Origin of the sequence: Streptomyces sp. NPDC088553, assembly GCF_044752965.1 — a bacterium.
In the GTDB taxonomy this organism is placed as follows: Bacteria; Actinomycetota; Actinomycetes; order Streptomycetales; family Streptomycetaceae; genus Streptomyces.
Map to the genome: position 1 here is coordinate 14,234 of NZ_JBIVMG010000013.1, position 21,315 is coordinate 35,548.

Consider the following 21,315-nt stretch of genomic DNA (forward strand, 5'->3'; position numbering starts at 1 on the left):
CGGCCCTAGACTCGACCGCCATCGCTGTCGGGACGCCCAGGCGATCATGCATGAGGGTGGCAACAACCGCCCTACCTCCATTCGACGTCCGCAAGCAGCAGTGACGGAGCCCCGAACCAGTGCTATCTGGGGCTCCGTCCTGGCCAGCTCAAAAACAGCCCGCCGAACCTACAGCTCGAACTGGATCTGCTCGATCTCGGTCGCCTCGATGGCTTTGTCCATGAGCACGCTTCAGCAGGCCACCGCAGACGCTCCGGGTGAGGTGTACTTCCGTGACGGCGGCCGCCGCGCCGCCGGCCTCCTGGTCGAGCTGGCAGGCCGGCGACCTGCCCGGGCGGAAGAGCGAGGGCGAGGGGGCGCATACACGCGTCGTCGGTGGTACCCGGCGCTGCGGTGAACCCGAACCGGACACGGACGTCCACCATCAGGCCGGGCCGACGTGACGGCAGCCTTGCGGGCCCTGGCCCGGACCTGCGGCTGCCACCGCCGGCGCACCTCCGCAGCCATACGGTCGGCGAGCTCGGCCCGCGGCTGTTCGATCTGGTCGCGGACGTAGCGCTCGACGGTGCGCTGGGAGACGCCGAGCAGGGCCGCGACGTCGCGGGCGCTGCCGTGGTGCTGCTTGACGAGGTGGCGGACCTGGGCACCAGCAGACTTCGGACTCAGCCGGGTGAACGCACCCGCTAGCACACCGCGCAAAGCCGCATCGACGGTCATGTCCGATCCTTCACCAGAGCAGTCGATGAGGCGGGCGTCGTGTGCACGAGAATGCACATGCGCATGCAGAACCACGCAAGGCCATCCAGCTGCCCTCCGGTGGCACATGACGCCAGACCATGGCGAAGCCCAGGCACGGTACAGCGGCCTGAGAGCCAGTCACCGCCTCGCTCCCCGCGAAGAAGAACCAGGCAAGGCGCAGCAGCAGCTACCTGGCCACGCGGACCGCTGGGGAGGTCGAACGGGAGAGGAGATCGGCGGGGTCCTCCAGCCAGAGCTTGGGACCTGCGAAGAAGCGCATGCAGGCCTTCGAGTGCGGCCTAAAGGGTGTTGCAGAAGGTCCGGCTTCGGCAGGTCGAAGTGGCGTCTGACCTGTTGTTTCACCGTGTCATGGTGAGGTTGTGCATGGTGGCGACGGCCTGGACCGCGTGGTGGAGGCCGTCTCCTTTCTGGCGGCAGTCGCGCAGGATCTTCCAGTTCTTCATCCGGGCGAAGGTGTGCTCGACGCGGGCACGGACGCGTCGGTGTTCGGCGTTGTCTTCCTCCTGGCCACGCAGGAGGGGGCGACCGGCTCTCTTCCTGTGCGGGACGATCAGGCCGGTGCCGAGGTAGGCGCCGTCCGCGATCACCGTCGTCCCGGCTGCCGCGGTCGGCAGCCCCGACTCCCGCCACACGTGGGCATCGGCCTTGTTCCCCGGCGCCGGCCGGGCCGAGGCGATCACCAGGCGGCTGTCCGCGTCGATGATGACCTGCACGTTCGCCGAGAACCGGTAGTTGCGGGAGGAGGCTCCCACTGTCCGGTCGCGGACCGGGATCAAGGTTCCGTCCACGATCCACAGCCGGTCCACGTCGGCGACCGGCCGCGGGGCCGGCTCCAGGGCCAGCAACGGACGCAGGCGCTGGATGACCCGGCAGACGGTGGCCGGGGCCCGAAGAGCGGGGCGAGCTGCCGCATGGTGAGGTTGGTCCGGTAGTAGACGGCCACCAGCAGGACCCGGTCGGCCAGCGGCAGGCACCACGGCCGACCACCACCGGGACCGTTCCCGCCCCGCTCCTTCACTACCTTCACCAGCTTCGCGAACCGGTCGATCCGCAAGCCCGTGAACGTCTCGACCCACACCGGCTCAGCCCGCAACACCCCACCCATACAGGGAAAATGCCCGGAACTGAGCCTTCTGCAACACCCTTTAGACCGCCACGGAGACCAGCCGCGCCAGCAATCACTGGATCAGCGCCGCGATGCGCGGGCAGGACGCGACGCTGGAACGGCTCCGCGTCGACCGGCCACTCGAAGAGGCCCTGACCCACGGGCCCGGCCCGCTCCCCCTCGCCGAGGTGTTCGGGCTCGACGAGAAGACCGCGATGCGCTACGCGGACTCCGCCCGCCGGCTCCTGGAGCGACCCGTCGAGCGGCTCTGACCGTCGTGCCACGTCGAAGATGGTGTCGCGTTCAGGGCCGTGGGAGCCGGGAGCCGAAAAGCTATCGCGGTGCCCCATAGAGGGCTGGTAGCAATTGATGGTGCCAACTGAAGCCCTTGACTCGATGGAACGTCTCTTCGCGGAGCGAGCCTGCGAGCGTCTGATCGTCGAGTTCGTGCGCCGTCTTGACCTGGGAGATCCGAGCAGTGTGGCGGACCTCTTCACGCCTGACGGGGTGTGGGAGTGGCCTCACGGCGACCGCAAGGTGGAAGGGCGTGAGGCGCTCCGCAGCTACTTCGGTTCGCGGCCCAAGGACCGGCTGTCACGCCGTATGTCCACGAACATCTTGGTCACGGTGAACTCCGCGTCGACGGCCACGGCCACCTCTTACTTCGCCACTTACCGAGTCGACGGCTATACCGATGGCATGGTGCCCCCGAGGCTCCCCGCCAACGTGGGCCACTACGAAGACACGTTCCGGAAGATCGAGGACACCTGGCTCCTCACCAGCCGAGTCACGCACCTACCATTCGGCGGCGAGACGGCACGACTCAGCCACCCCGACCAGTCCTGACTGCGTGGCCCAACCCGGCTAGGCCGTTTCCTCTGGATCACACCCGAGGGAGCTGGTTGCCGGCGCGGCGTGGGAGAGTCCTGGGCATGACGATGCCGGAGGGCCTTGAGCGAGTGTTTCCTGAGATCGTCGGACGCGACACGTTCGACGCTCTCGTCATCAGGACCGATTTCAGCGACAACGAGTCGTGGACTGTGCTGGTCGGGGAGCTTCGCCGGCCGTGGGGTCCGGACGGCGAGTTTCCCGCACGTGTGCAGGTGGTCGACGCGCCTGATTGGTCAGGGGCGACAGCTGATGAGGTTCTTGCCGCCGTGGACGAAGACGAATACCTGAGTGTCGTGTTCGTCGCCGACCGTCACACGATGGAGTCGCCGACGCGAGGGTTGCTGGCTCTGTCAACGGTCCGGGAGGACGAGGGTGATCTTGATCCCGTCTACTACCAGGAACTCATCGAGTCGCCGGAGCCCCGGGAGTTTCGGGCCGCGCCCGCCGCGGTGCACGCGGTCCATGTGAACGTGACGCTCGGCAACATGGGCTTCGCCGAATTCGCTGCGGCCGCTTCCGCAGAGCCTGATCTGGTCCTGCGGCCCGTCTGACGGGTGCAGCGGGCAGCCGTTGCCTTCGAAGGTGCGGGGCGTTCGTCCGGGCGTGTCGTTGAGTAATGCGCAGTGGGCGCGGATCGAGCCGTTATTGCCGGATCGGACGCCGAGGCGGAGCGGGCGCTGGCGGGATCACCGGCAGGTGATCGACGCGATCGTGTTCAAGTACCGCACGGGGATCCCCTGGACGGACCTGCCCGAGCACTTCGGTTCGTGGAAGGGCGTCCACAACAGGCTGCGAAAGTGGGCGGCCAACGGCACCTGGAAGAGAGTCTTCACCGCGTTGCTCGCCCAGGCCGACGCCGAGGGCGATCACGCCGTCCTCGGGGAGGGTGTAGTCGTAGTTGTGGTTGAGCAGGCACTGCACCTGAGAAACGTTGGTGCCGACCATGCCCTTGGCCAGGATCACTCTGCGGTTGGGCCCGTAGTCAGCGCACGCGGTGCGCCCTTCCTCGCCGAGCGACGCCGTCGTCGGGGCCGTGGGGGGCGCGGTCGTCGGGGTCGCCGTCGAGGGGGCCGTGGTCGGAGCCGGGGAACCCGAGGGTGTCTTGTCCGGCGTCGCCCGCCCGCTCGGGGCGGTGGTGTTCCTGGTGCCGGACGACGCGTCCGGCGCGGGTAATCCGAGGTCACCGGTACCAGTGGGTGGGGAGTCCTGCGGCTTGTCGTCGTTTCCTGTCGCCGTCGGGTCAGCGGATGGCGGGGGCGTGTCCTGGCGTGACTCTTCGTTGCCCGTGTCACCGCCCTCGCCGGCGCCTTCGGTAGCACCGGGCTGGGTTTCGCCGGTGGCCTGGGGGCCGGTGGTCTGGGGCCCGAGGATGTCCTTGTCCGGATCGGGCATGGCGGCCCAGCGTCCGATGAGGAGCACCACCGTGAGCGCCAGGAGGGTGATCAGCAGCTTGGCGATCTTCCCCGTCTTGGTGGCGGACGCCGGGGCGGGGACTGGGCGGACGACTGCGATCTCCCCGGCAGCGGGCGCCGGGTCCGCTGCCGGGGACGGCGAGGCAGCCGCGGTGGTCTCGGCGGCCGGGGTGGTGCCCGGGCGACACCCGTCACCGCGTGGTGCGGGCTGAGGAGTACGCGGCCCGCGATGCGCACGGCGACATCGAAACGCCCCGCCCACCGACCCCGAACCCCTCACCCCCGACTGGAGCCCCGGCGCCGGCGCCCGCAGTCCGTGGGTCGACGACGGCCTCGTCCTGGACCTGGACGTACCTATCTCCCCGCTCCAGGCGCCGGAACGCCTTGCCCTGCGTTCTCTTGCCTACACCGGCGTCAGGTTCCCCCGAGCCTGTACAGCACGACTCCGCGAGGGCCCTGGAGACCCACCCCGACGTCGTCGTGCTCATGTCGGCGGCGTTCCTGATCGTCGAGTGGCACGGCAACGAGCCCTGAACACCGGAAGGCGGGCTGCAGGCCGCCGCCCACGACGCACGCCGGACCCTCGCCTTCGCCCTGACCTGGATGGAACCGCGCACGCGCGGCCTGATCCCCTACGCCGCCGAGACAGACATCGACGCCCACACCTTCGTCGCCGAGAACACCAGCCCGGCAGTGACGGAGCTGGCAGCGTTCGCCGACGCCGCGGACCGACTCCGAGCCGGCCGGCTCAACGAGGTCGAGGTGCATGGCACCGTCTCCCGGATCGGTCGCACCCGCCGGCTCCTGCGTTGGGGCCCCGGCGGACCGGAATGTCCACGCCCGTCCGACATCAACACCCACGCCCCCGACGCCCTCCATCCGCGCCTCGACGAATACGACACCGTCCACTTCGAGGAGTCCGTGGAGGGCGAAGCCTCCTCGTGACCGCGTGAGCGGGCCTCACCGCCCGCGCGAAACAGCGAGGAGTGTCGGCCGTGTCGGCGAGCCGCCCCCGCCGGGGCGGGGCCGTTTCGTGGGAGGAGCCCCCTGGGGGTCCAGGGGGCTCCTCCCACGACACGAGGCGGATGGTTCCCGGGTCATGCCCGGAGCAGCCGTTCCGTCACCTCGCGGTAGGTCCGCAGGGTGAGCCGGAGCTGCTCGGTGTCCTGGGAGACACGCCCTTGGTCGCCGTCCTCCTGCCATCCCGCCCGCAGGGCGGTGCGCCGGTCCCTCAGAGCGGCGACGAGGTGGCGTTCGGTCTCCTCAAGCAGTTCCGCCGCCTCGACCACCGAGTCGTGGGGAGAGTCGACGAAGCTCGCGAGGGCGTGGTGCAGGCGTTCTCCGAGACGGTCGCGTTCGTCGACGCCGAGCAGCTGCCCGGCGGAGCCGTCCGCGGATTCGTCGGCTGCCGACCGGTGGTGCGTGCCCGACCGGTCGCCCGTACCGCCGCCTACCGTGTGATCACCTCGGTCGGCGTGTCCCGGGCTCCGGTCGCCGCCGGAGGCCTGGCCGTCGGCCGGTCGCTCTGTCGTGGTCCGTCCGCGCGGCGCGGCGGGGGGCGTGACGGAAGCCTGCGTGCGGCTCCCGCCGCTCCGGCCCGTGGCACCGGGGTCGCCGGACGGGACCACAGGCTGCCGGACCTCTGCCGACGCCGGCCCGGATGTCGGGGCGGGCGACGGAGATGTGGCCACCGGCGGTCTCGGGGAGTGCGAACCTGCGGGGGGCGGCGGTGTGGCGCCGCCATCGCGCTGGGCGGGGACGGCGGCGGAGAGGGTCCCGCCGTCGGGCGCGGCGGAGGCGGCGCGCGGGGCGGGAACGGCGGCGGAGGGAGTTCCCCCGCGGTCGGCGGGCGCCGGTGCGGCGGACCCGCTCGGCGTGCCGGTGGTCCTCAGGGGCGGCGGGGGCCCCGGGGGCGGAGGGGGTGCGGCTTCGCTCCGTGCCTCTTCGCCCTCGCTGCCCACTGTCCACCGTTCCTGCTTCTCGCGTGCCATCAGGCACCACTTCCCTTCGGCTTGAGGAGAGGTACGCGACCCCGCACCGGCGCGGAGTGCCGTCGGCCGTCGGCGCCCGCCGTGGTCCCGGCGCCGGCAAGGTCCTCGAACAGGGCGCGTGCCTGCACCAGCGCCTCGCGCAGCTCCTCGGTGGAGGCGGACCCGGAACGCGTCGCCCGGTGGATCATCCGCAGGCCCTCCACGTGGTGCGGATGGTGTACCGACAGGGCTGCGAGCTGTTCGTCGCGCCGGTCGGGATCCGGGAAGCCCCGGGTCGCGGCGACTCGGATGAGGAGTTGTTCGGCGTCGGCGACGGCCTGCGCCGGCGCGTCGACGAAGCGCTCCTGCAGCGTGGTCCACTGAGCGGTGTACTGCTCACGGACCGCCGGTTCGAGCGGCAGCGGGCGGATGCGGCCGTAGCGCTCGACCCGCTCACGCAGGTCGCGGTGGGTGGCTTCGACGTCACCGCCGTGCCGTTCGAAGCTGCGATCGTACTCGGGGCCGAAACTGCGCTTCAGGGAGCGCGTGCCGCTGCCCGTGCCCGTGCGGGTCCGGATCAGGACACCGGCCACCAGTACCACCGCGACCAGCGCCACGATGATGAGAACTGTGGTCAGGGTCGACATGACTGCCTTCCTGGATGGGGGCTCCTGGCTTGCTGTTCGGGACTGCTTGCTGAGCGCGCCTACGATCCGGCTTGCCGCTTCTGGGTCTGCCAAACCAGCGGCAGTCCGGGTCTCTGCCGGACGCTGGAAGTGTCACCTCTCCACCGAACCGGTCTTGTCTCCACGGCGCGTCCGACCCTTCACGATTCCGCTGGACCGGCGCGGCAGCCACGCTCGGGTTCGCGTTCGCGGAGGACCTGACCGACCGGGTCAGGGGGCGAGGAGGCTGTCGAGCTGGGGGCGAGTTCTGCGCACGGTGTGGCCTGCCTCCACCGGAACTGCGCGACTCCGCGCGAGCCCTGGAGAGCCACCCCGACGTCGTGGGCTCGCCCGTGCCGAGGACGCGGCGCTCCAGCCCAACCCCCGGGCACGGTGCGGCCGACACTCGTGGGCATCGGTCGAGCCGGTGCTGTCGTCCTTCCGCTTGCGCCCGCAGGGCGGTGGCTCCGCGCCGGTCGACCAACGTGCCGTGTTCACGGCCGTCGTGTACGTGCTGACCAGCGGGTGCGTGTGGCGGTATCTGCCACCGACATTGGGAGTGTCGTCGGCGACGGCTCACCGGAGGCTCTCCCTCTGGACCGCATCCGGGTATGGCGTCGCCTGCATCGCGTGATTCTGGACGAGATCGGAACCCGCGGCGGACTCGACTGGAGCTCTGTGATCGTCGACGCGGCATCGGTGCGCGCGAAAAGGGTGCCTCTCTGGTTTTCGTCAAGCCGTAGCTGGTGTGGGTGGTTGGTAGAAGGTGCCGTCGCGGAGCATGGCGAAGAGGACGTCGACGCGGCGTCGGGCGAGTGCGATGAGGGCGGCGGTGTGGTGTTTGCCCTCGCGGCGTCTGCGGTCGTAGTAGGCGCGTGACTCTGGCTGGGAGAGCGAGGCGAACGCGGCGAGGTAAAAGGCTCTCTTGAGCTGTTTGTTGCCTCGCCGGGATGGATGTTCGCCGCGGATGGATGAGCCGGAACTGCGGGTCACGGTCGCTAGGCCGGCGTAGGCGGCGAGGTGTCCGGCGGTGGCGAATCCGCTGCCGTCGCCGACGTCGACGAGGACGCGGGCGGCGGCCCTGCTCCCGATACCGGGCATCGAGATCAGGAACTGGGAAAGAGGGTGGGCCTCCAGGAGTTCCTCGATCCGGGCGGCCAGACGTTTTCGCTGGTCAAGCACGGACTGGAGCGAGCCGGCGAGGCTGGGGACGATCAGCGCGGCGGCCTCCGTACCCGGGACGACGGCGGTCTGCTCGTCGAGCGCCGTGAAGACATCCTCGACCAGCCGCTCGGCCATCCGCGGTGCGTGGGCACGTATCAAGGCCACGAGGCGACGGCGTCCGGCTTTGCAGATCTGGGCCGGGGAGCCGTACGGGCCCAGCAGTTTGAGCCCGGCCGGGTGCTGGATCCGCGGGCCAAGCAGCCGTTCCACGGAAGGGTGGATCTGGGTGATCAGGCCGCGGAGCCGGTTGGCGATCCGGGTGGACTCACCCGCGAGATCGTCGTCGAACCCGGCGATCATCGTGAGCTCGGCAACCGTCTCGTCCGCGGGATCGATCGTCCGCAGGATGCGGGGCATCGCTCTGGCGGCCTCCGCGATGATGAACGCATCGCGGGCATCGATTTTCGCCTCGCCGGGGTAAAGATCGGCGATCCGTCGCACCGTGAGTCCGGGCAGGTAGGCGACCTGGCAGCTCGCGTTCCGGGCGACTGCCAGCGGCAGGGCCCCGATGGAAGGCGGCTGGTCGACGACCACCCGCACCGATGACCGCGGATGCGTTGCCGTTCCGCAGCGCCTACGAACTCTCCGACGTCCTCGGGCCAGTCATCCAGGGGTTCCTGACCGACAGTCAGCCGGGCGCCATGGCCTGGTCGGGCCTGAACAGCGTACAGAACCAATCCGAGCCGACCGCGGCCGAGCCTGAGGTAGTGCCATCCAGGTCTGGGCTCGCAGCGTTGGAGCAGGCTCACGCTGACCGGTTCTGCGCGTCTGCACGGACGAGTCGGCGGTGGCAGCTGAGGGCCGCGGAAACACCCGCGAAGACGAGGAAGTGCTCAGCCCGGTCGGCGATGCCGTCGTGGACCGCGTGGCGGGCGACGGAGGCAGTCCGATGCGCAGGAAGTGACCGTTCCGGGCGATAAGGGGATTCCTGCCGAGTGGAGATGCGCTCTAGCCGTACCAGGGCGACCAGGCAGATGGGGAGGCGGTCCAGGCGCGGACAGGCAGATCTCGGGGGCCGCCGGCGTACCGAAGGGGTTTGGATCCAGCCACGTTCCGGCCGGTGAGAGCCGGACGTGGCCGGACCCAGTCGGACGTGGCCGGACACCCACGGACAACCGCGAACGGCCACGTACGCGGGAAGGGTGTGGCCGAACCGTACGGGGCCGGGGAGCGGTTGCTGTTTCACCGGGGCCGAGGTGCGCCACACTCCCCCGTATGCCGAGCTTTCAGCAAAGGAAGGCGATCGGGGACGCCCACGAACAGCGCGTCACCCACGAACTCAACCAACGTGGCTGGCACGTCAGCCCCTGGGGCCAAGGGATCATGGGCGAGCCCGTACGGCTCGCCCTGCACCACACCACCAGCTCGCTGCGCTGGACTCCCGACCTCATCGCCGCCCGTGAGCGGCAGGTGGTCCTGATCGACTGCAAGAGCCGTATGACCAGTCGCACAAGCCGGCGGCACGTCGTCGAGCGCGCCGCAGTCAACGCCCATCTCCAGCTCGTCGCCTGGACCTTGCTCCCCCTCTACTATGTTTTCGACAACCTCGACCTCCTCACCCCCTACGACGCCCTCGGCTACGGGCAAGAAGGTCCCCGAACGACTGCCGGCTCCGGGACGCCCTACCTCCTCGTCCCCGCCGTGCGCGCTGTGACGTTCGACTGCGCCTTTGGCACCTCTGACGGGCTCGTGGCCGCCTGAAGTCGGCTGTGCACGTCCTCAGGGATCCGCTCGATCGGCGCCGGATCAAGCGGAGCATCATGTCCATGCAAGTGAGGGTGCCGGGTTCGTATTTTCGTCAGGACACGGTGGCAGCGGGAGGAACGGCCGCCTGCCAGACGGTCGACGCTCAGGTTGCGTGCCGAGGCCCGGCAGTACGGGCGATAAATCCCGCACGGCCCTCCCCTGCCGGATGCTGCCATGCTCCACCCGCGCTGCGCTCGGCGGCAAGACAGCACAACTTGAGGTGGCCAAGGCTCAGGACGTAGCGGTCAGCCATAGAGACTCTCCCTGGCTGGACTTGTCGTGCGCTCATCCACTCCATCAACATGCCGGCCGAGTTCCGGGCCATCGAGGGGCGGGAAAAATCTGCTTCAGGTTCCAGGCCCCAGGTCGCGCGGTGCCACATCCGGTCGACGGCTGTCCGTACCTCTTCCCTGAGACTACAAAGTTCTTCCCGGCTCGTCTCGAGAAGCAGACCGAAGCGCTCTTCGGGAGAGGTTTCCTCGTAGCGGGCCATCTGCGACGAGTGGGAGACAGCCGCGTACTCCCACACGGCAAGAACGTCATCGTTGTCCTGAGCGCAGTCAAAGGCCAGTGCTGCTGACAGGTCAGCCATGAACTCGTGATCGTCCTCGGGCAGGCGCAACCTGTTCAGTCCCACAAGGACGCCGAGAAGCCGCGCGTCGACCTCGCGCTGCGGAGCACCTGCGAGGTCCGGAAGGCGGCGCAGGTTGATCCTCATCTGGCGTACCGCCCGTCCGCCTCTGGCCAGATCGGTCCGGGCTTCGGCTTCCGCCGCCTCATACTCCTTGCCGAGCGCTGACTCCCATCCTTCAGGGACACGTGCCATGGCCTGGGCGATCACGTTCTCGTGGCGGAGGCGGCTGTTGAAGTACGTGCGGGCGATCGCGAGTTTGAGTGCCGTTTCTGGGACATCGGCGCCGTCGAAGAACGCCAGAAGTGCCAGGTCGTCGCTCCGCCGTCCCGGGACACTGTGCCGGGCGAGTGCACAAACGAGGTCGTCCGTCCCGTCCGGGTAGACCGACGCAGTACCGTGCCGGCCACGGTAGATACGCGTTGGCTGCGGCAGCAGGCCGCGTCGACGCCATCGTTCGAGCTGACTTGCACCGACCGTATGGCCCTGCACGCGGGCATGCCGGATCAGCTCCTGATCAGCCTTGCTGGGTTCACTTCGAGGCATGCCCAAGACGCTACTGAGGACAGCACGGCCGCTACGGTGTCTACCGCGCGGGGGTCCACCGCTGCTTCAGTGCTCTCCGCACATCGCCGGAGGATGACCGCTTTCCATGGTGATGCCAGGAACGATCTTAGTCCTTCAGATCAAAGACGCAGGGGCGCGTCAGGGCCTTGGATCCGAAGGACTGAGGGGTGCTGCGCTGGGGTAGTCGCGACTGGCGGCACATGCGCTCCCTGTCTGCGATTGAAGGCGGTACATGACGCTTGCCGTGTCGTGGCGATCACCAGGAATGTGCCAAGCACGGCAAAGCCGAGGTCGGGCAGCACGTCGGTCCGCACAGAGGTGAAGCCGTGCCACTCGAGGGCGACCGTCCACTGCTCAGCGGCGTGCTGCCAGCCCAGGCGGCCGGCTCCGTCACACGGCCCTTCAGCCGCTTCCCGCCCGTCTCCTGCGGCCCGTACTGGGCGACGACTGGTTAGTGGACGGCCATGCCGTAGTCCTGCGGCCACCGGATCCCTCATGTTCGCAGCTCGTGCAAGCGGTCATGGGTCAGGTAGAACCCGAGCCGGTACAAGGCTGCCTCGTACAGCTGAAGAACTACGCCTGGTGCGAGGATTTCCTGGCACGCCACTGCGGCGGAACTGACAGAGTCCGTCTCGAGCCACTGCCCGAAGCGACCTGGGCTGGTCACAGAACTGCCTCCTGGTCTGCTCTCCGGACAGGGAGGCCTCCGGCAGGCGTGGCGCCAGGCCGCTGGTGCATGGGAATGCCACCGGGGCCGGCTCCTCTCAGGGTCGGCCCTGGTGGCGTGGATGTGCTCGAAGGCTCAGAGTGACGTCTCGGCTCCGAGGCTTCCGGCGCTGACGGCTCCCCGCAGCAGGCGAGCGATCTCCTCGGGTTTGAGGTCGATGCCGTCGATCCCCTCCACGGTCAGCGGGATCTCCTCCAGCGCATATTCACCGCGGCCCTCGGCGCTGAACTCGGGACCCGTCCGGTCGTCGAAGGACCAGGTCGCGATGCGGGCGAGGTAGAAGAGCTGGCGCTCATCGTCGGACTCCATCGTGTGGAAAAGGCGGATGATGTCGGCCTTTCCCGCGATCTCCTCGTGGATCTCCCGGTGGAGGGCGGCCTCCCGGGACGCGTCGCCGGCCTCGACGCCGCCGCCGGGCAGGACCCAGTACTCGGGGATGCCGGGCCTGGTGCGGCGGATGACCAGCATCGTGTCGTCGGGGGTGACGAGGACGGCGCGGACTCGTTCGATCATTTCGGTTCGTCTCCTTGCTTGTTGACGGTCTCAGTGGAGCAGCCGGTCGCCGTCGACGTGGACGGACTGCCCCGTGATGAACGAGGCGGAGGGGCTCACGAGAAACGCCACCAGGGCCGCGACGTCCTCGGGCCGGCCACGGCGCGGGACGCACTGACGCTTGATCAGAGACCAGCGGGCCAACCGCCGGCGCCGCGGCAGCCAAGGAGGCCGGCCCACAGGCTTCGACAAGACGATCTACCGCCGCCGCGACGAGGTCGAGCGGACCATCAACCGGCTCAAGAGCTTCCGAGCCCTCGCCATGCGCTTCGACAAGCGGGCGTACGCCTTCCACGGGACAGTCACCGTGGCTGCTGTCCGGCTATGGCTCCGTCCGCAGGGAAACGCCCCGCTCAGAACATGTCGGCACCTGGGTAGTGGTGACGCAGTTCGCTGAGTACGCGCGCGTCCACAGCCCCGACGTCCCAAGATGAGCTGTCGAACTCGGTCTACCAGGGTGAGCGGGTGTCGCGGCGCGCTTCCGGGGTCTGCTCGGGCAGAGCCCTGTCTTGGTCGGTGCGCAGCAGCATGCCCGGGTCGGGTTCGAAGTCCTCATTGGGCGGTGCCGGCTGGTGGAAGCGCTCGGTGCGCGGAATGGAGACTTCCACCAGCCGGCCCTCCTGGAACATCCATAGCCCGAAGCAGTCGTCGTCCTGGTCGCGAAGCAGAACTTGCACCGTATGCGGATGCGGCCACGGCAGCGATTCCAGGTGCCTGAGCAGGCCCTTGCGGGCATGCACCTTCTGGAGCTCCAGGGCCCATCCGAACTCGTAGCCCCAGTGCCCTTCTATCGGGACGAAACGGCCTTGCCATGTGCGTTCCGGGTCGTCCTGGGTCAGCGGTGCCATTACCTCGTCCGACCAGCGGGCGAGCACGATGACCTCGGCGTCTCTACTCATGCCGGAGTATCACCGCATCCGCCTGATCCACCGCAACCGAATTCCTCAATCGGCCGACGCAGGCAAGCGTGGGCGGATCGGCGACGAGCTCTCAGTGCCAGTGAGCCCGACGACGGCGCCTTCGGAGAAGCGCCAGGCATTCTCCGGTGGCCCCGGCGGACGGCAAGGTCGTCGACCGCAGCGGCGTGTGGCAAGTCGCAGATATATCGGACTGCGCCGGGTCCGAACTCGTGGTGACAGCCGAGATGAATGGCGGGGTCGTATTGACCTCGTGTTCACACTGCGGAGGCCGGCAGGCATGAGGCCGGGAAACGGGGGATCGCGGTCTGGGGACCTGACCGGCTCCTCGCCCACCTCGCGCGGACGCGGACAGCGGTATCCCGGCCCCAGGACACGGTCCAGTCGATTTCGCCGGCGGCGTCCGGCGCCGGTCAGGATCGCCTCCCAGGTGCCGTCTGTGCGCGTGCGCGGGCCGGGAATCCCGAAGCGGGCGGCGGGAAGGGCTGTCTCCGTGCCCGCCGCCCGCTCCCCTTTTTTGTGCCCGCGTTTACCGCTGCACGGCCAGCTTGATGGCCTCCATCGGACGGTTCTGGCCGGTGGTGCCGATGGAGACGTAGTGGCTGTAGGGGGTCCACTCCGTCCAACCGTAGTTGCGGAGGTGGGCCTTGGCGGCGACGCCGCCAAGGCTCACCTCGACGTAGACGGCCTCGATCGCGCGGTTCTGGCCGACGGTGCCGACGACCACCATCTGCCCGTCGTAGTCGGTGCACGACGGCACGTCATCCCAGCCCTGGTTCTGAACGTGAGCCCACGCGCACAGCTGTCCGACGCCCTTGGACTGGATGGCCAACGCCTCCATGTTGCGGGCCTGGCCCGTGGTGCCGGCCTGCTGGCCGTCGCAGGCCAGGGGCTCTTCCCAGCCGACGTTCTGCACGTGCGCCTTGTAACAGATCTGGGTGCCGGCAGCCATGACCATGGGACCCGGCTCGCTGCTCGTGGCCGCGCTGACTGGAGTGGCGAGAGCCACGGTGCTGCCGACGGTCAGTGCGACAGCGGTGAGGATGGTGGAAACGGACTTGCGCATGAAACCCCCAGGTCGTGCGGGCGGCAGGAACCGCCCTGATGATCACATGATCATCGAGAGTGGCTCCACGGGCCAAATCCGTGATGAAGCTACCATCATCGGGTCAACCGAAATACTGCTGTCTGTCAGGAATGGTGAGCTCTTTCAAGTGCCTTGAGCTGCTGGGAGCCGGCCTCGAAGCTGATCTTCACTGAGCGGCAAAATACGCGGTCACAATCCGCTTCTGGCCGCCGCCGGGGCCCCTGCGGCACGGCGCGTGATCATCAGCCGGTGCTCCGTGCCAACCTGGCGTACGCAGTGGTTTGGAGCCGGTGGTAGACCGCCAGTGACGGCGAACAACGACCCTCCGTCAGGCACCTGCCCGATCCGCAGGGCGTAGCCGGTACCCGTCGCCGCGGCACCGGCGTACAGCAGCAGATCCGCCAGGGCGCCGGTACCCGGCCGCACCGAGCCCATCAGCTCCGCCCAGTCGCACCGGCACAAGCCGGTCTGGGAGCGGAGCTGCGCCGGCTCCGCATGGCCAGCGGCATGACCGGCACACGGGTGGCGGCGCACCTGCTGATCTCCCAGCCCAAGGTGAGCCACATGGAGACCGGCCGCCGTGCCGTCAGCCCCCGCGACGTGCGCGACCTGTGCAAGCCTTACGGCGTCACCGACCAGAATGTCGTCGACTCCCTGACGGAGCTCCGCCAGAGAGTCGAGCCGACAGGGCTGGTGGCACGCCTACGGCGACATTCCCACAGCGTCCACATCGACCTGGAAACGGAAGCCGCCTCCATCCACACCTACCAGTCCGTGGTGATCCCGCTCTGCTGCAGACTCCCGCCTACGCGGCCGCGGTCGTGAGCAACTGGAACACCTGCACACGCTGAGCACCGAGCCGCACATCACCGTTCAGCTCCTCCCCCACACTGCGGGCGCCCCCCAAACCTCTTGGGGCAGTTCTCCGTCCTGGAGTTCCGCGACAGCCGTCAGACAGTGGTGTACCTGGAGAGGTTCACCAGCGGCCTCCTCCTGGAACGGCCTGCCGCCGTGCAGCAGTACAACGCGATGCACGCCCGCGTGCAGAATCAGGCCCTCAGCCCGGACCACACCCGGCATTTCATCACCGAGGCCACCAAGCTCCGCCCGTTCGGGTGGCTGACCACCGCCGGACGGTGACGCGCCCGCCGGAAGGCAGTGCGGGGGCGGCCCCAACCGAACTGCGTCCCCCCACGGGGACCGAGGCTTGTACCGCACGCCCCATTCCGGCACGGGCCAGAAAAGACAGCGTGCCCGTCCAGGGTGTGCGAAGGGGCCCCGATTCCGTTGTCCGGATCGCGGCCCCTGTCCTCACGGCAAGGTAGGGAAGGTCAGGCGAGGTTGATGTTCTCCGCCTGGGGGCCCTTCTGGCCCTGGGTGACGTCGAACGTCACCATCTGGCCCTCCTGGAGCTCACGGAAGCCCGTCGAGTTGATCGCCGAGTAGTGGGCGAAGACATCCGGGCCGCCGCCGTCCTGAGCGATGAAGCCGAAACCCTTCTCCGCGTTGAACCACTTCACAGTTCCCGTAGCCATGTTCATGCCTTCCAGTCGATGAACGCCGCCCACACGGTATGGGAGGCGGAGGTGATCGCCCTGGTTCCTGCGGCACAGCACAGCAAAACGCCCACGCCGAAGGCGTGGGCAAGGGAACTTCCGAACCACGACAGCTAACGGGGACGTTACACGTCCATACGCCCTGTCACCACGGGAAACGCCTTATGCCCCGCGCCCCGACTTGCCTGGGGCCGGCCGGTCCGGCGGGCGCGCGCCACCATCTCAGGCCGCCGTCGGCGAGTCGGCCGCTTCGGCGCCGCGGCGGTGTGCGGCGTTGATGCGCTGGGCTTCTTCGAGCTGGTCCTCGAGGACGATGATGCGGCAGGCGGCCTCGATAGGGGTGCCCTGGTCGACGAGTTCCCGGGCGCGGGCGGCGATGCGCAGCTGATAGCGGGAGTAGCGGCGGTGTCCGCCCTCGGAGCGCAGCGGGGTGATGAGGCGTGCCTCGCCGAGGGCGCGGAGGAAGTTCGGTGTAGTGCCGAGCATGTCGGCGGCCCGGCCCATCGTGTAGGCGGGGTAGCCGTCGTCGTCGAGACGGCCGTACGAGTCGCCTGCTGTCATCGCACCTCACTGCGAAACAGGTGGGGAAAGGGGTCAGAACGTGGGGAGGGGCCCTGGTGCGTACGACACCAGGGCCCCGAAGGAACTACACCATCTGCCGGCCCTGATTCTGCGCCGGCCTCCTGTGTCCGCCCACCCGACCTGGCTGCTGTCGGGAGTGCGGGGATCGCGGTTGCTCGACCGGAGACCACCTCACTATCGATGTCCTGCGGTACCCGGACTCGCGTGGCGTCCGGGCGATCCTGATGGCGCCTCGTCCCTCCGCTCTTCCCTCGGTGTCAACTACCTACCAACCGGGAACTTCCTACTGCTGGTACTGCTCTACTGCGTACTGCTGGTACTGCGTACTGCTGGTGATGCGAACTGCTCAAGTGGCCTGTGACAGCGCCACTCTTCGGCAGCCAGCCCCGTCGCCCATCCTGCGTCTGCTCTGGCTTAGAACCCCACTGCCGAACTTCCCGGTGCGCGCGCCCGCAGCCCGACGCCTTCACCAGGGGTACCGCTCACTGACTCACTGCTGGGTACTGCGCACTGCACTCACGGGTACCGCACCTGCCATGACCGCGGTCCCGCGCTGCGGCGGCCCCTGATCACTGCGGGCCACCCGGTCCGGCCGTCAGTCCCGTCGCCGTCCTGCAAATTCCCTGGCTTCGGAACTCCACCGCCGCACCGTCCTGCGAACTGCAACTACCTGTACTGCTGGTACCGCTTGCCGGCAGTTCGTCTCTGCCAGGCCCTGCTGTCTCTCTGGGCTACGAGAGAAACCATAACCACGCCACCGTCTGATGTCTACTCCGGCCGACATAGATTTTCGTGCGTTCGACAGCGAGGTAATCCCTCTCGAACGGTGATGGATGCCGGGACGAGCCGGGTCAGCGGGCGCCAGCCGGGGCACAAGCCGACAGGACCAGACGTCGACGATCCAGAACCGGGGCGCACTCATGGATACGACGAGTGTCGAAGTCGCACCCCTCCTCTCAGCGACATCCGTAGCCGCCGCCCACGACAGGGCTCGGGAGTTCCTCGAAGGACTCGTACCGGCGCTCGCACCCGGACAGCATCGAAGTGGCCGTACACGACCTCAGCCCACAAGCGCCGCGCATGCGCACCCCCGACCTGAACGGCGGCACCGGAGGCTTCGGCTGGCCCATGGTCAACCGCCTCGCCCTCACCACCGCCGTCGCCCGCCACCTGAGCCGCCTACTCCCCCGGTAGCGCCAAGACGCCGACGCAGCCGGTCAGCGGAGCATGCGGCTGCGGCGGCCGAAGCGCCTCAGAAGCGCGGCGCCGGGGAGCGCCTGTGGTTCCTTGGGGGGTGCGGTGCGGGAGCGGGGAGGGCCGCGCCCGAACCGCGCAGTCAGCGTCCCGAGCAGGGATTGCGACGGCGGGCGTGATCTCTTCCAATACGGCCCGCAGCAGATGACGGTCGTCATAGCGTTCTGTCTCGGCAGCGTTCGGGCAGGGAGGGTACGCATGGCGGTGAACCGTAATGACTACCGGATGTGGGCACGGCTGGCACAGCGGGACGATTTACCGGGGGCAGCGTTCCCGGCCGTCCTCGACGGTCTGCTGGCCAAGGACGGCTTCGCGGAGGGATGGCAGGCAGATGTGTTCATGGAGGCTCTGCCGTCTTTGCTCGGCCGGGTCAGGGAGCAGGAGCTGCGGGATCGGCTGATCCGGGCGGCCGGCTTCCGGATTTCTGAGCTGATCCGGCAGGGGCTCGTGGGCGGGCGGGATGTTCCCACAGTCCTTCGCTACCACCAGGTCAACAGCGAGCTTCTCGCCGCGCTGGCCCAGAACGACGCTCACCGGGATGTGGTGACGGAAGTCATCGGGTCCGCCGGCTCGGACTTGCTGCTCGGTGTCCTGTTGTCCGCAGAGCGCCCCACCCACGACAATCCGGGCCGCCTGGCGGAGATCCCGCCATGGCTGTTCGATGCGGTCCTGCAGCGCCATCTGGTGCTGGTCACAGCAGAACTGAAGGCTTTCGCCTCGGGCAGTCAGCCGGAGCCGGACCTCTTTGGGAGGTCGGCGTCGTGGCCGTCTCACGGAACGCTGGCCATGGTGCTGGAGCGGTGCCCGGAGAAGTGGCCCGAGCTCCTGAACGATGCGACGCACGGCCTCACGGTCCAGCACGCGCTCCTGGACTGCGTCGACACCGAGAAGCTCACCGATGAGGTCCTGGCGGCATGTGTGCCGGCGCTTGTTCTGCCGGAGTGGGCGGAACTCGCGAAGCCCGCCAAGAGCCAGCGAGAGCGGCTTCGTCACATCGCCCGGAGAGTGGTCCGCCATCCCCGACTGCGGGATCTGGCCTCGGCGCAGCTGGAGGAGGTGGCCGCCTCCTGCGTGAAGCAGGGGCGGCTGCTGCACGCCACGCATCTGCGGCGCCTTGCCGAGTATGAGGTGACGTCCCTGGCTCGTGATCTGGCGTGGACCAGCGGCAGTGCGAAGGACCTGGTGAAGGTGTGGGAGCTGGTCGTCGGGCTTCCCGAGCCGAGCGCGGTGGAACGGCCTTCCGAGTACGACGAGGGTGAGCCTCCATCGCCGAAGCTCGTCCTGAGCAGCGACCGCAGGGTCGGTGCGCTCGCCGCGCTGGCGGGCAACCCGAACCTCGACCGACGCCTGGTGCTCGATGTGCTCGACCAGCTCAACCCCGTCGAGCTGCGATGGCTGACGACCTACGACGATGAGGTTCCGGCCTGGCTCAAGGAAGCGGCCGCTCGGCACAAGGGCAGCACCACCCGGTCTGAGGTGCCTCGCGTCCTCACCGACGAAGAGCTTGACTCCTGTGCGGACCCCGAAGCCGTCATGCAGACGTGGCTCGACGCCATCAAGAGCGACCACGGCCTGTACAACCACCAGACCGAGTACGCGATCCTCAGATCTCGGCACCGCACCGACACCCTGGTCCGTCAACTGGCCGCCCACACCGTACTCAGCTACTACGAGCATCCCGTGGCAGCCGACGCGCTGATGTGCCTGTGCGGGACCGACCCCGGCCGCTGGAATGCTGTGGCCGAAGCCCTGGCGGCGAAGGAGGATTTCGACGAGACCTTCGGCGACTTCCTCGACCGCATGAGCGTGCCGCCGGCATAACCCGCGCTGAACGGTGCGGCCAGGATCATTCAGCAACCCAGGCAGGCCGCCGCCCTCGACGCGGGCCGCAGACAGCAGCGGGTCCGACGCCGGCTCCCGCGGTAGAGAGGCCCTCTCCCCCACGGCTTTCGCGTGGGAAAGAGGTGTCCTCGTCGCGGGACGGCTTGCCCACCCGCGCTGACCAGCAACAACAAGCCGTGTCCGATTTGCCGGGCTCCCGCCTCCGGCAACACCTCCGGTCCCCCGCAGCACGCAACCGTCCAGACAACGGTTCAGCCTCCCTCCGGTGCAACGCTGTTCGCGGGGGCTCGGAGCCCGAGCAGGCACGGCGTAGGCCACACCGGCTCCCAGCGCCAGGCCGCCCACCGCTCCGCGTTCACGAAGACCCCGGTGCGCTCGGTGAGCATCGCAAGCACCTCGTCAGGGCGGGGGCGACGACCAGGTCCACGGCGAGGTCGAAGGTGTCGAACCCTGCCGTCGTACGCCGCGTGGGGTGCGCGAAGTTCACGTACCAGTTGCGCAGCGCGGCGCTCGTGTAGAAGGCGTTGACGCTGAACCACGCGGCCGGCGGCTTCCACAGCAGCAGATCGGTCTCCTGCCACACCGCGTCCGCAGGCTCCCACGCGCCGGTCGCCATCGCATCGAACGCCTCCATGCGCACCGACCGGTCGCCGTCGTCGCGGGCCCTGACGTACAGGGCCGGCCAGCGGGTCTCGGCTCCCGGCGCGCAGGCGGCCACCAGGACCTCGCTCGTGTCGGCGAAGGCGCGCAGCGCGTGCTCGCTCCACGCCCCGCCCGTTGGATACACGTCGCGCCGTACGACCGTCTCGCCTGCCTTGAAGCTCTCCATCAGGCCCTCCTCCGCGACGGCCCAACCGGCTCGTCTGGCGGGGTGGGCACCGCCTCAGCGCGGTCCGGCCGGCTGGGCAAGCCGCCGTTCGAGGCGGCTTGCCCAGGCTTCCCGGTGGGCCGACGGGCATGAACCACCTGCGTACTGAGAGAAGGCGCGAAGCCGGGGCCCTTGATCTGTTCGGCTCAAGCAGCCCCGGCCTGATGGCGCTCGCTGAATCTGGCTCCGACCGCGATTCCGTGAATGGCGTTGCCAGCACCTCAGTGTGAGCGCCGGCGACGGTTGTACGCGAACGTCAGGGCCAGCAGCAGAGGGCCCCACAAGGTGAACAGACCACTGACCGTCATCGCCAGCACGTCCCACCCCTCGGCGTACGGGAAGCCCTCAGCACCGCCCAGGCGGAAGGCCCCGAACACCCAGTGGACCATCAGGGCGGAGAAGAAGAGGCCGCCTATCGTCGCGGGGAGGATGACCACGAAGGGCGGGATGCGTCTGCCGCCCAACTTGGGGACCCAGGTGGGCACGACCTCCCCCCACCGGCGGACCAGGCCGAGGCTGAGCAGGGCGAATAGCTCGGACAGAACGCTGAGTCCGACGACGTAGGGAATGTTCCACGGTGACGGGGGCAGAACTTCCCCGCCCATGCCGTAGCCGAAGGCGATGGGAAGACGCCACAGGCACACAGGCAGCGCGACCAAAGGCATCGCATGGGCTGCGGCAGCAGCCCACCAGGGAACGGGCCGTTCTGTCGCTGTCGTGTTGAGGTGCGCCGTATGGGTTGTCATGCCTCCACTGTGTCTGGGCGACCCATGAGCCCGGATCAACTCCACGGACGATCTGCCTCCGCCCGAAGGGCGAGGAGCGCGGTCCAGAAGTGGGACCCCGTCGCTGCCATCACCGACGTCATGGACAGGTTCACGGAACTGCGGTCAGAGCCGATTTCACAGATCCTCATCAGGCCGGCCCTCCCCGACGGGAGGCTTGCCCACCACGGGCCGG

At 68.7% G+C, this 21,315-nt stretch carries 20 protein-coding genes and 5 pseudogenes; 11 read left to right on the forward strand and 14 right to left on the reverse strand.

The genetic code is table 11. The features are described 5' to 3' along the window. Positions 1-231 precede the first annotated feature (231 nt). Both tpg and ACIP8Z_RS33315 read right to left on the reverse strand, forming a co-directional pair. Positions 232-825, reverse strand: a complete 594-nt coding sequence (gene tpg / locus ACIP8Z_RS33310) for a telomere-protecting terminal protein Tpg (RefSeq protein ID WP_402090075.1) — start codon at positions 823-825, stop codon at positions 232-234. A gap of 272 nt (positions 826-1,097) precedes the next feature. Further along, positions 1,098-1,864 (reverse strand): annotated as a pseudogene (locus ACIP8Z_RS33315) (transposase family protein). 92 nt (positions 1,865-1,956) lie between these two features. Between ACIP8Z_RS33315 and ACIP8Z_RS33320 the strand changes: the two are divergent. The 5 genes and pseudogenes from ACIP8Z_RS33320 (at position 1,957) to ACIP8Z_RS33340 (ending at position 5,112) form a co-directional block, all read left to right on the forward strand. After that, the gene (locus ACIP8Z_RS33320; protein ID WP_402090077.1) at positions 1,957-2,136 is read left to right on the forward strand and encodes a hypothetical protein; all 180 of its coding nucleotides are present in this window, start codon (positions 1,957-1,959) and stop codon (positions 2,134-2,136) included. A 124-nt stretch (positions 2,137-2,260) separates the two neighbouring features. Beyond that, positions 2,261-2,710 (forward strand): nuclear transport factor 2 family protein, encoded by a 450-nt coding sequence (locus ACIP8Z_RS33325; RefSeq protein ID WP_402090079.1) that lies wholly within the window; start codon positions 2,261-2,263, stop codon positions 2,708-2,710. A gap of 86 nt (positions 2,711-2,796) precedes the next feature. Continuing rightward, on the forward strand, positions 2,797-3,306 hold the full coding sequence (locus ACIP8Z_RS33330; RefSeq protein WP_402090081.1) for a DUF6924 domain-containing protein: 510 nt from the start codon (positions 2,797-2,799) through the stop codon (positions 3,304-3,306). 52 nt (positions 3,307-3,358) lie between these two features. Then, a complete protein-coding gene (locus tag ACIP8Z_RS33335; protein ID WP_402090083.1) occupies positions 3,359-3,928 on the forward strand; it encodes a transposase in 570 nt (189 codons plus the stop codon). Positions 3,929-4,293: 365 nt separating this feature from the next. Next, positions 4,294-5,112 (forward strand): annotated as a pseudogene (locus tag ACIP8Z_RS33340) (DUF5954 family protein). 152 nt (positions 5,113-5,264) lie between these two features. Here the strand turns inward: ACIP8Z_RS33340 and ACIP8Z_RS33345 are convergent. Together ACIP8Z_RS33345 and ACIP8Z_RS33350 are read right to left on the reverse strand one after the other, a co-directional pair. Next, complete coding sequence (locus ACIP8Z_RS33345; protein WP_402090085.1) at positions 5,265-5,795, reverse strand: hypothetical protein; 531 nt, start codon at positions 5,793-5,795, stop codon at positions 5,265-5,267. A gap of 362 nt (positions 5,796-6,157) precedes the next feature. Next, a complete protein-coding gene (locus ACIP8Z_RS33350) occupies positions 6,158-6,784 on the reverse strand; it encodes a hypothetical protein (protein ID WP_402090087.1) in 627 nt (208 codons plus the stop codon). Between ACIP8Z_RS33350 and ACIP8Z_RS33355 the strand changes: the two genes are divergently transcribed. Further along, a complete protein-coding gene (locus ACIP8Z_RS33355; RefSeq protein ID WP_402090089.1) occupies positions 6,783-7,436 on the forward strand; it encodes a transposase in 654 nt (217 codons plus the stop codon). The two genes, ACIP8Z_RS33350 and ACIP8Z_RS33355, sit on opposite strands and share 2 nt — an antisense overlap. Before the next feature lie 98 nt (positions 7,437-7,534). On the opposite strand, the pseudogene ACIP8Z_RS33360 reads toward ACIP8Z_RS33355, so the two are convergent. Then, a pseudogene (locus tag ACIP8Z_RS33360) lies at positions 7,535-8,572 on the reverse strand (IS110 family transposase); the annotation flags it as partial. A 669-nt stretch (positions 8,573-9,241) separates the two neighbouring features. Here ACIP8Z_RS33360 and ACIP8Z_RS33365 point away from each other — a divergent pair. Continuing rightward, positions 9,242-9,727, forward strand: coding sequence for a hypothetical protein (locus ACIP8Z_RS33365; protein WP_402090091.1), 486 nt, complete (start codon positions 9,242-9,244; stop codon positions 9,725-9,727). Positions 9,728-9,875: 148 nt separating this feature from the next. Here the strand turns inward: ACIP8Z_RS33365 and ACIP8Z_RS33370 are convergent, their stop codons facing one another. The 3 genes from ACIP8Z_RS33370 to ACIP8Z_RS33380 form a co-directional block, all read right to left on the reverse strand. Further along, a complete protein-coding gene (locus tag ACIP8Z_RS33370) occupies positions 9,876-10,949 on the reverse strand; it encodes a hypothetical protein (protein WP_402090093.1) in 1,074 nt (357 codons plus the stop codon). An 823-nt stretch (positions 10,950-11,772) separates the two neighbouring features. Continuing rightward, positions 11,773-12,210, reverse strand: coding sequence for an NUDIX domain-containing protein (locus ACIP8Z_RS33375; RefSeq protein ID WP_402090095.1), 438 nt, complete (start codon positions 12,208-12,210; stop codon positions 11,773-11,775). A gap of 30 nt (positions 12,211-12,240) precedes the next feature. Then, positions 12,241-12,429, reverse strand: coding sequence for an SDR family oxidoreductase (locus ACIP8Z_RS33380; protein ID WP_402090097.1), 189 nt, complete (start codon positions 12,427-12,429; stop codon positions 12,241-12,243). Between ACIP8Z_RS33380 and ACIP8Z_RS33385 the strand changes: the two are divergent. Further along, positions 12,377-12,646, forward strand: a pseudogene (locus tag ACIP8Z_RS33385) (hypothetical protein); the annotation flags it as partial. The gene ACIP8Z_RS33380 and the pseudogene ACIP8Z_RS33385 sit on opposite strands and share 53 nt — an antisense overlap. Positions 12,647-12,698: 52 nt before the next feature. Here ACIP8Z_RS33385 and ACIP8Z_RS33390 read toward each other — a convergent pair. Beyond that, entirely contained in the window at positions 12,699-13,148 is a 450-nt protein-coding gene (locus ACIP8Z_RS33390; RefSeq protein WP_402090099.1) for a hypothetical protein, read from the reverse strand. Positions 13,149-13,695: 547 nt separating this feature from the next. Next, on the reverse strand, positions 13,696-14,232 hold the full coding sequence (locus tag ACIP8Z_RS33395) for a hypothetical protein (protein WP_402090101.1): 537 nt from the start codon (positions 14,230-14,232) through the stop codon (positions 13,696-13,698). A gap of 501 nt (positions 14,233-14,733) precedes the next feature. Here ACIP8Z_RS33395 and ACIP8Z_RS33400 point away from each other — a divergent pair. Continuing rightward, positions 14,734-15,078, forward strand: coding sequence for a helix-turn-helix domain-containing protein (locus ACIP8Z_RS33400; RefSeq protein ID WP_402090373.1), 345 nt, complete (start codon positions 14,734-14,736; stop codon positions 15,076-15,078). 40 nt (positions 15,079-15,118) lie between these two features. Then, a pseudogene (locus ACIP8Z_RS33405) lies at positions 15,119-15,393 on the forward strand (Scr1 family TA system antitoxin-like transcriptional regulator). A 191-nt stretch (positions 15,394-15,584) separates the two neighbouring features. On the opposite strand, the gene ACIP8Z_RS33410 reads toward ACIP8Z_RS33405, so the two are convergent. Beyond that, positions 15,585-15,788, reverse strand: a complete 204-nt coding sequence (locus tag ACIP8Z_RS33410) for a cold-shock protein (RefSeq protein ID WP_030556983.1) — start codon at positions 15,786-15,788, stop codon at positions 15,585-15,587. A gap of 243 nt (positions 15,789-16,031) precedes the next feature. After that, on the reverse strand, positions 16,032-16,370 hold the full coding sequence (locus ACIP8Z_RS33415; protein WP_402090103.1) for a MerR family transcriptional regulator: 339 nt from the start codon (positions 16,368-16,370) through the stop codon (positions 16,032-16,034). 1,473 nt (positions 16,371-17,843) lie between these two features. On the opposite strand from ACIP8Z_RS33415, the gene ACIP8Z_RS33420 reads away from it, so the two are divergent. Beyond that, the gene (locus ACIP8Z_RS33420; protein WP_402090105.1) at positions 17,844-19,466 is read left to right on the forward strand and encodes a hypothetical protein; all 1,623 of its coding nucleotides are present in this window, start codon (positions 17,844-17,846) and stop codon (positions 19,464-19,466) included. 376 nt (positions 19,467-19,842) lie between these two features. Here ACIP8Z_RS33420 and ACIP8Z_RS33425 read toward each other — a convergent pair whose 3' ends face one another. Both ACIP8Z_RS33425 and ACIP8Z_RS33430 read right to left on the reverse strand, forming a co-directional pair. Next, positions 19,843-20,316 carry a DUF402 domain-containing protein gene (locus tag ACIP8Z_RS33425; RefSeq protein ID WP_402090107.1) on the reverse strand — a complete coding sequence of 158 codons (474 nt, stop codon included), beginning with the start codon at positions 20,314-20,316 and terminating at the stop codon, positions 19,843-19,845. A gap of 260 nt (positions 20,317-20,576) precedes the next feature. Then, complete coding sequence (locus tag ACIP8Z_RS33430; protein WP_402090109.1) at positions 20,577-21,101, reverse strand: hypothetical protein; 525 nt, start codon at positions 21,099-21,101, stop codon at positions 20,577-20,579. Positions 21,102-21,315: the final 214 nt, after the last annotated feature.

Coding starts and splice junctions, on each gene's coding strand:
- ACIP8Z_RS33415 (WP_402090103.1), bottom strand. CDS start 16,370: ATGACAGCAGGCGACTCGTACGGCCGTCTCGACGACGACGGCTACCCC.
- ACIP8Z_RS33420 (WP_402090105.1), top strand. CDS start 17,844: ATGGCGGTGAACCGTAATGACTACCGGATGTGGGCACGGCTGGCACAG.
- ACIP8Z_RS33365 (WP_402090091.1), top strand. CDS start 9,242: ATGCCGAGCTTTCAGCAAAGGAAGGCGATCGGGGACGCCCACGAACAG.
- ACIP8Z_RS33370 (WP_402090093.1), bottom strand. CDS start 10,949: ATGCCTCGAAGTGAACCCAGCAAGGCTGATCAGGAGCTGATCCGGCAT.
- ACIP8Z_RS33410 (WP_030556983.1), bottom strand. CDS start 15,788: ATGGCTACGGGAACTGTGAAGTGGTTCAACGCGGAGAAGGGTTTCGGC.
- tpg (WP_402090075.1), bottom strand. CDS start 825: ATGTGCCACCGGAGGGCAGCTGGATGGCCTTGCGTGGTTCTGCATGCG.
- ACIP8Z_RS33375 (WP_402090095.1), bottom strand. CDS start 12,210: ATGATCGAACGAGTCCGCGCCGTCCTCGTCACCCCCGACGACACGATG.
- ACIP8Z_RS33390 (WP_402090099.1), bottom strand. CDS start 13,148: ATGAGTAGAGACGCCGAGGTCATCGTGCTCGCCCGCTGGTCGGACGAG.
- ACIP8Z_RS33395 (WP_402090101.1), bottom strand. CDS start 14,232: ATGCGCAAGTCCGTTTCCACCATCCTCACCGCTGTCGCACTGACCGTC.
- ACIP8Z_RS33430 (WP_402090109.1), bottom strand. CDS start 21,101: ATGACAACCCATACGGCGCACCTCAACACGACAGCGACAGAACGGCCC.
- ACIP8Z_RS33425 (WP_402090107.1), bottom strand. CDS start 20,316: ATGGAGAGCTTCAAGGCAGGCGAGACGGTCGTACGGCGCGACGTGTAT.
- ACIP8Z_RS33320 (WP_402090077.1), top strand. CDS start 1,957: ATGCGCGGGCAGGACGCGACGCTGGAACGGCTCCGCGTCGACCGGCCA.
- ACIP8Z_RS33325 (WP_402090079.1), top strand. CDS start 2,261: ATGGAACGTCTCTTCGCGGAGCGAGCCTGCGAGCGTCTGATCGTCGAG.
- ACIP8Z_RS33350 (WP_402090087.1), bottom strand. CDS start 6,784: ATGTCGACCCTGACCACAGTTCTCATCATCGTGGCGCTGGTCGCGGTG.
- ACIP8Z_RS33330 (WP_402090081.1), top strand. CDS start 2,797: ATGACGATGCCGGAGGGCCTTGAGCGAGTGTTTCCTGAGATCGTCGGA.
- ACIP8Z_RS33355 (WP_402090089.1), top strand. CDS start 6,783: ATGACTGCCTTCCTGGATGGGGGCTCCTGGCTTGCTGTTCGGGACTGC.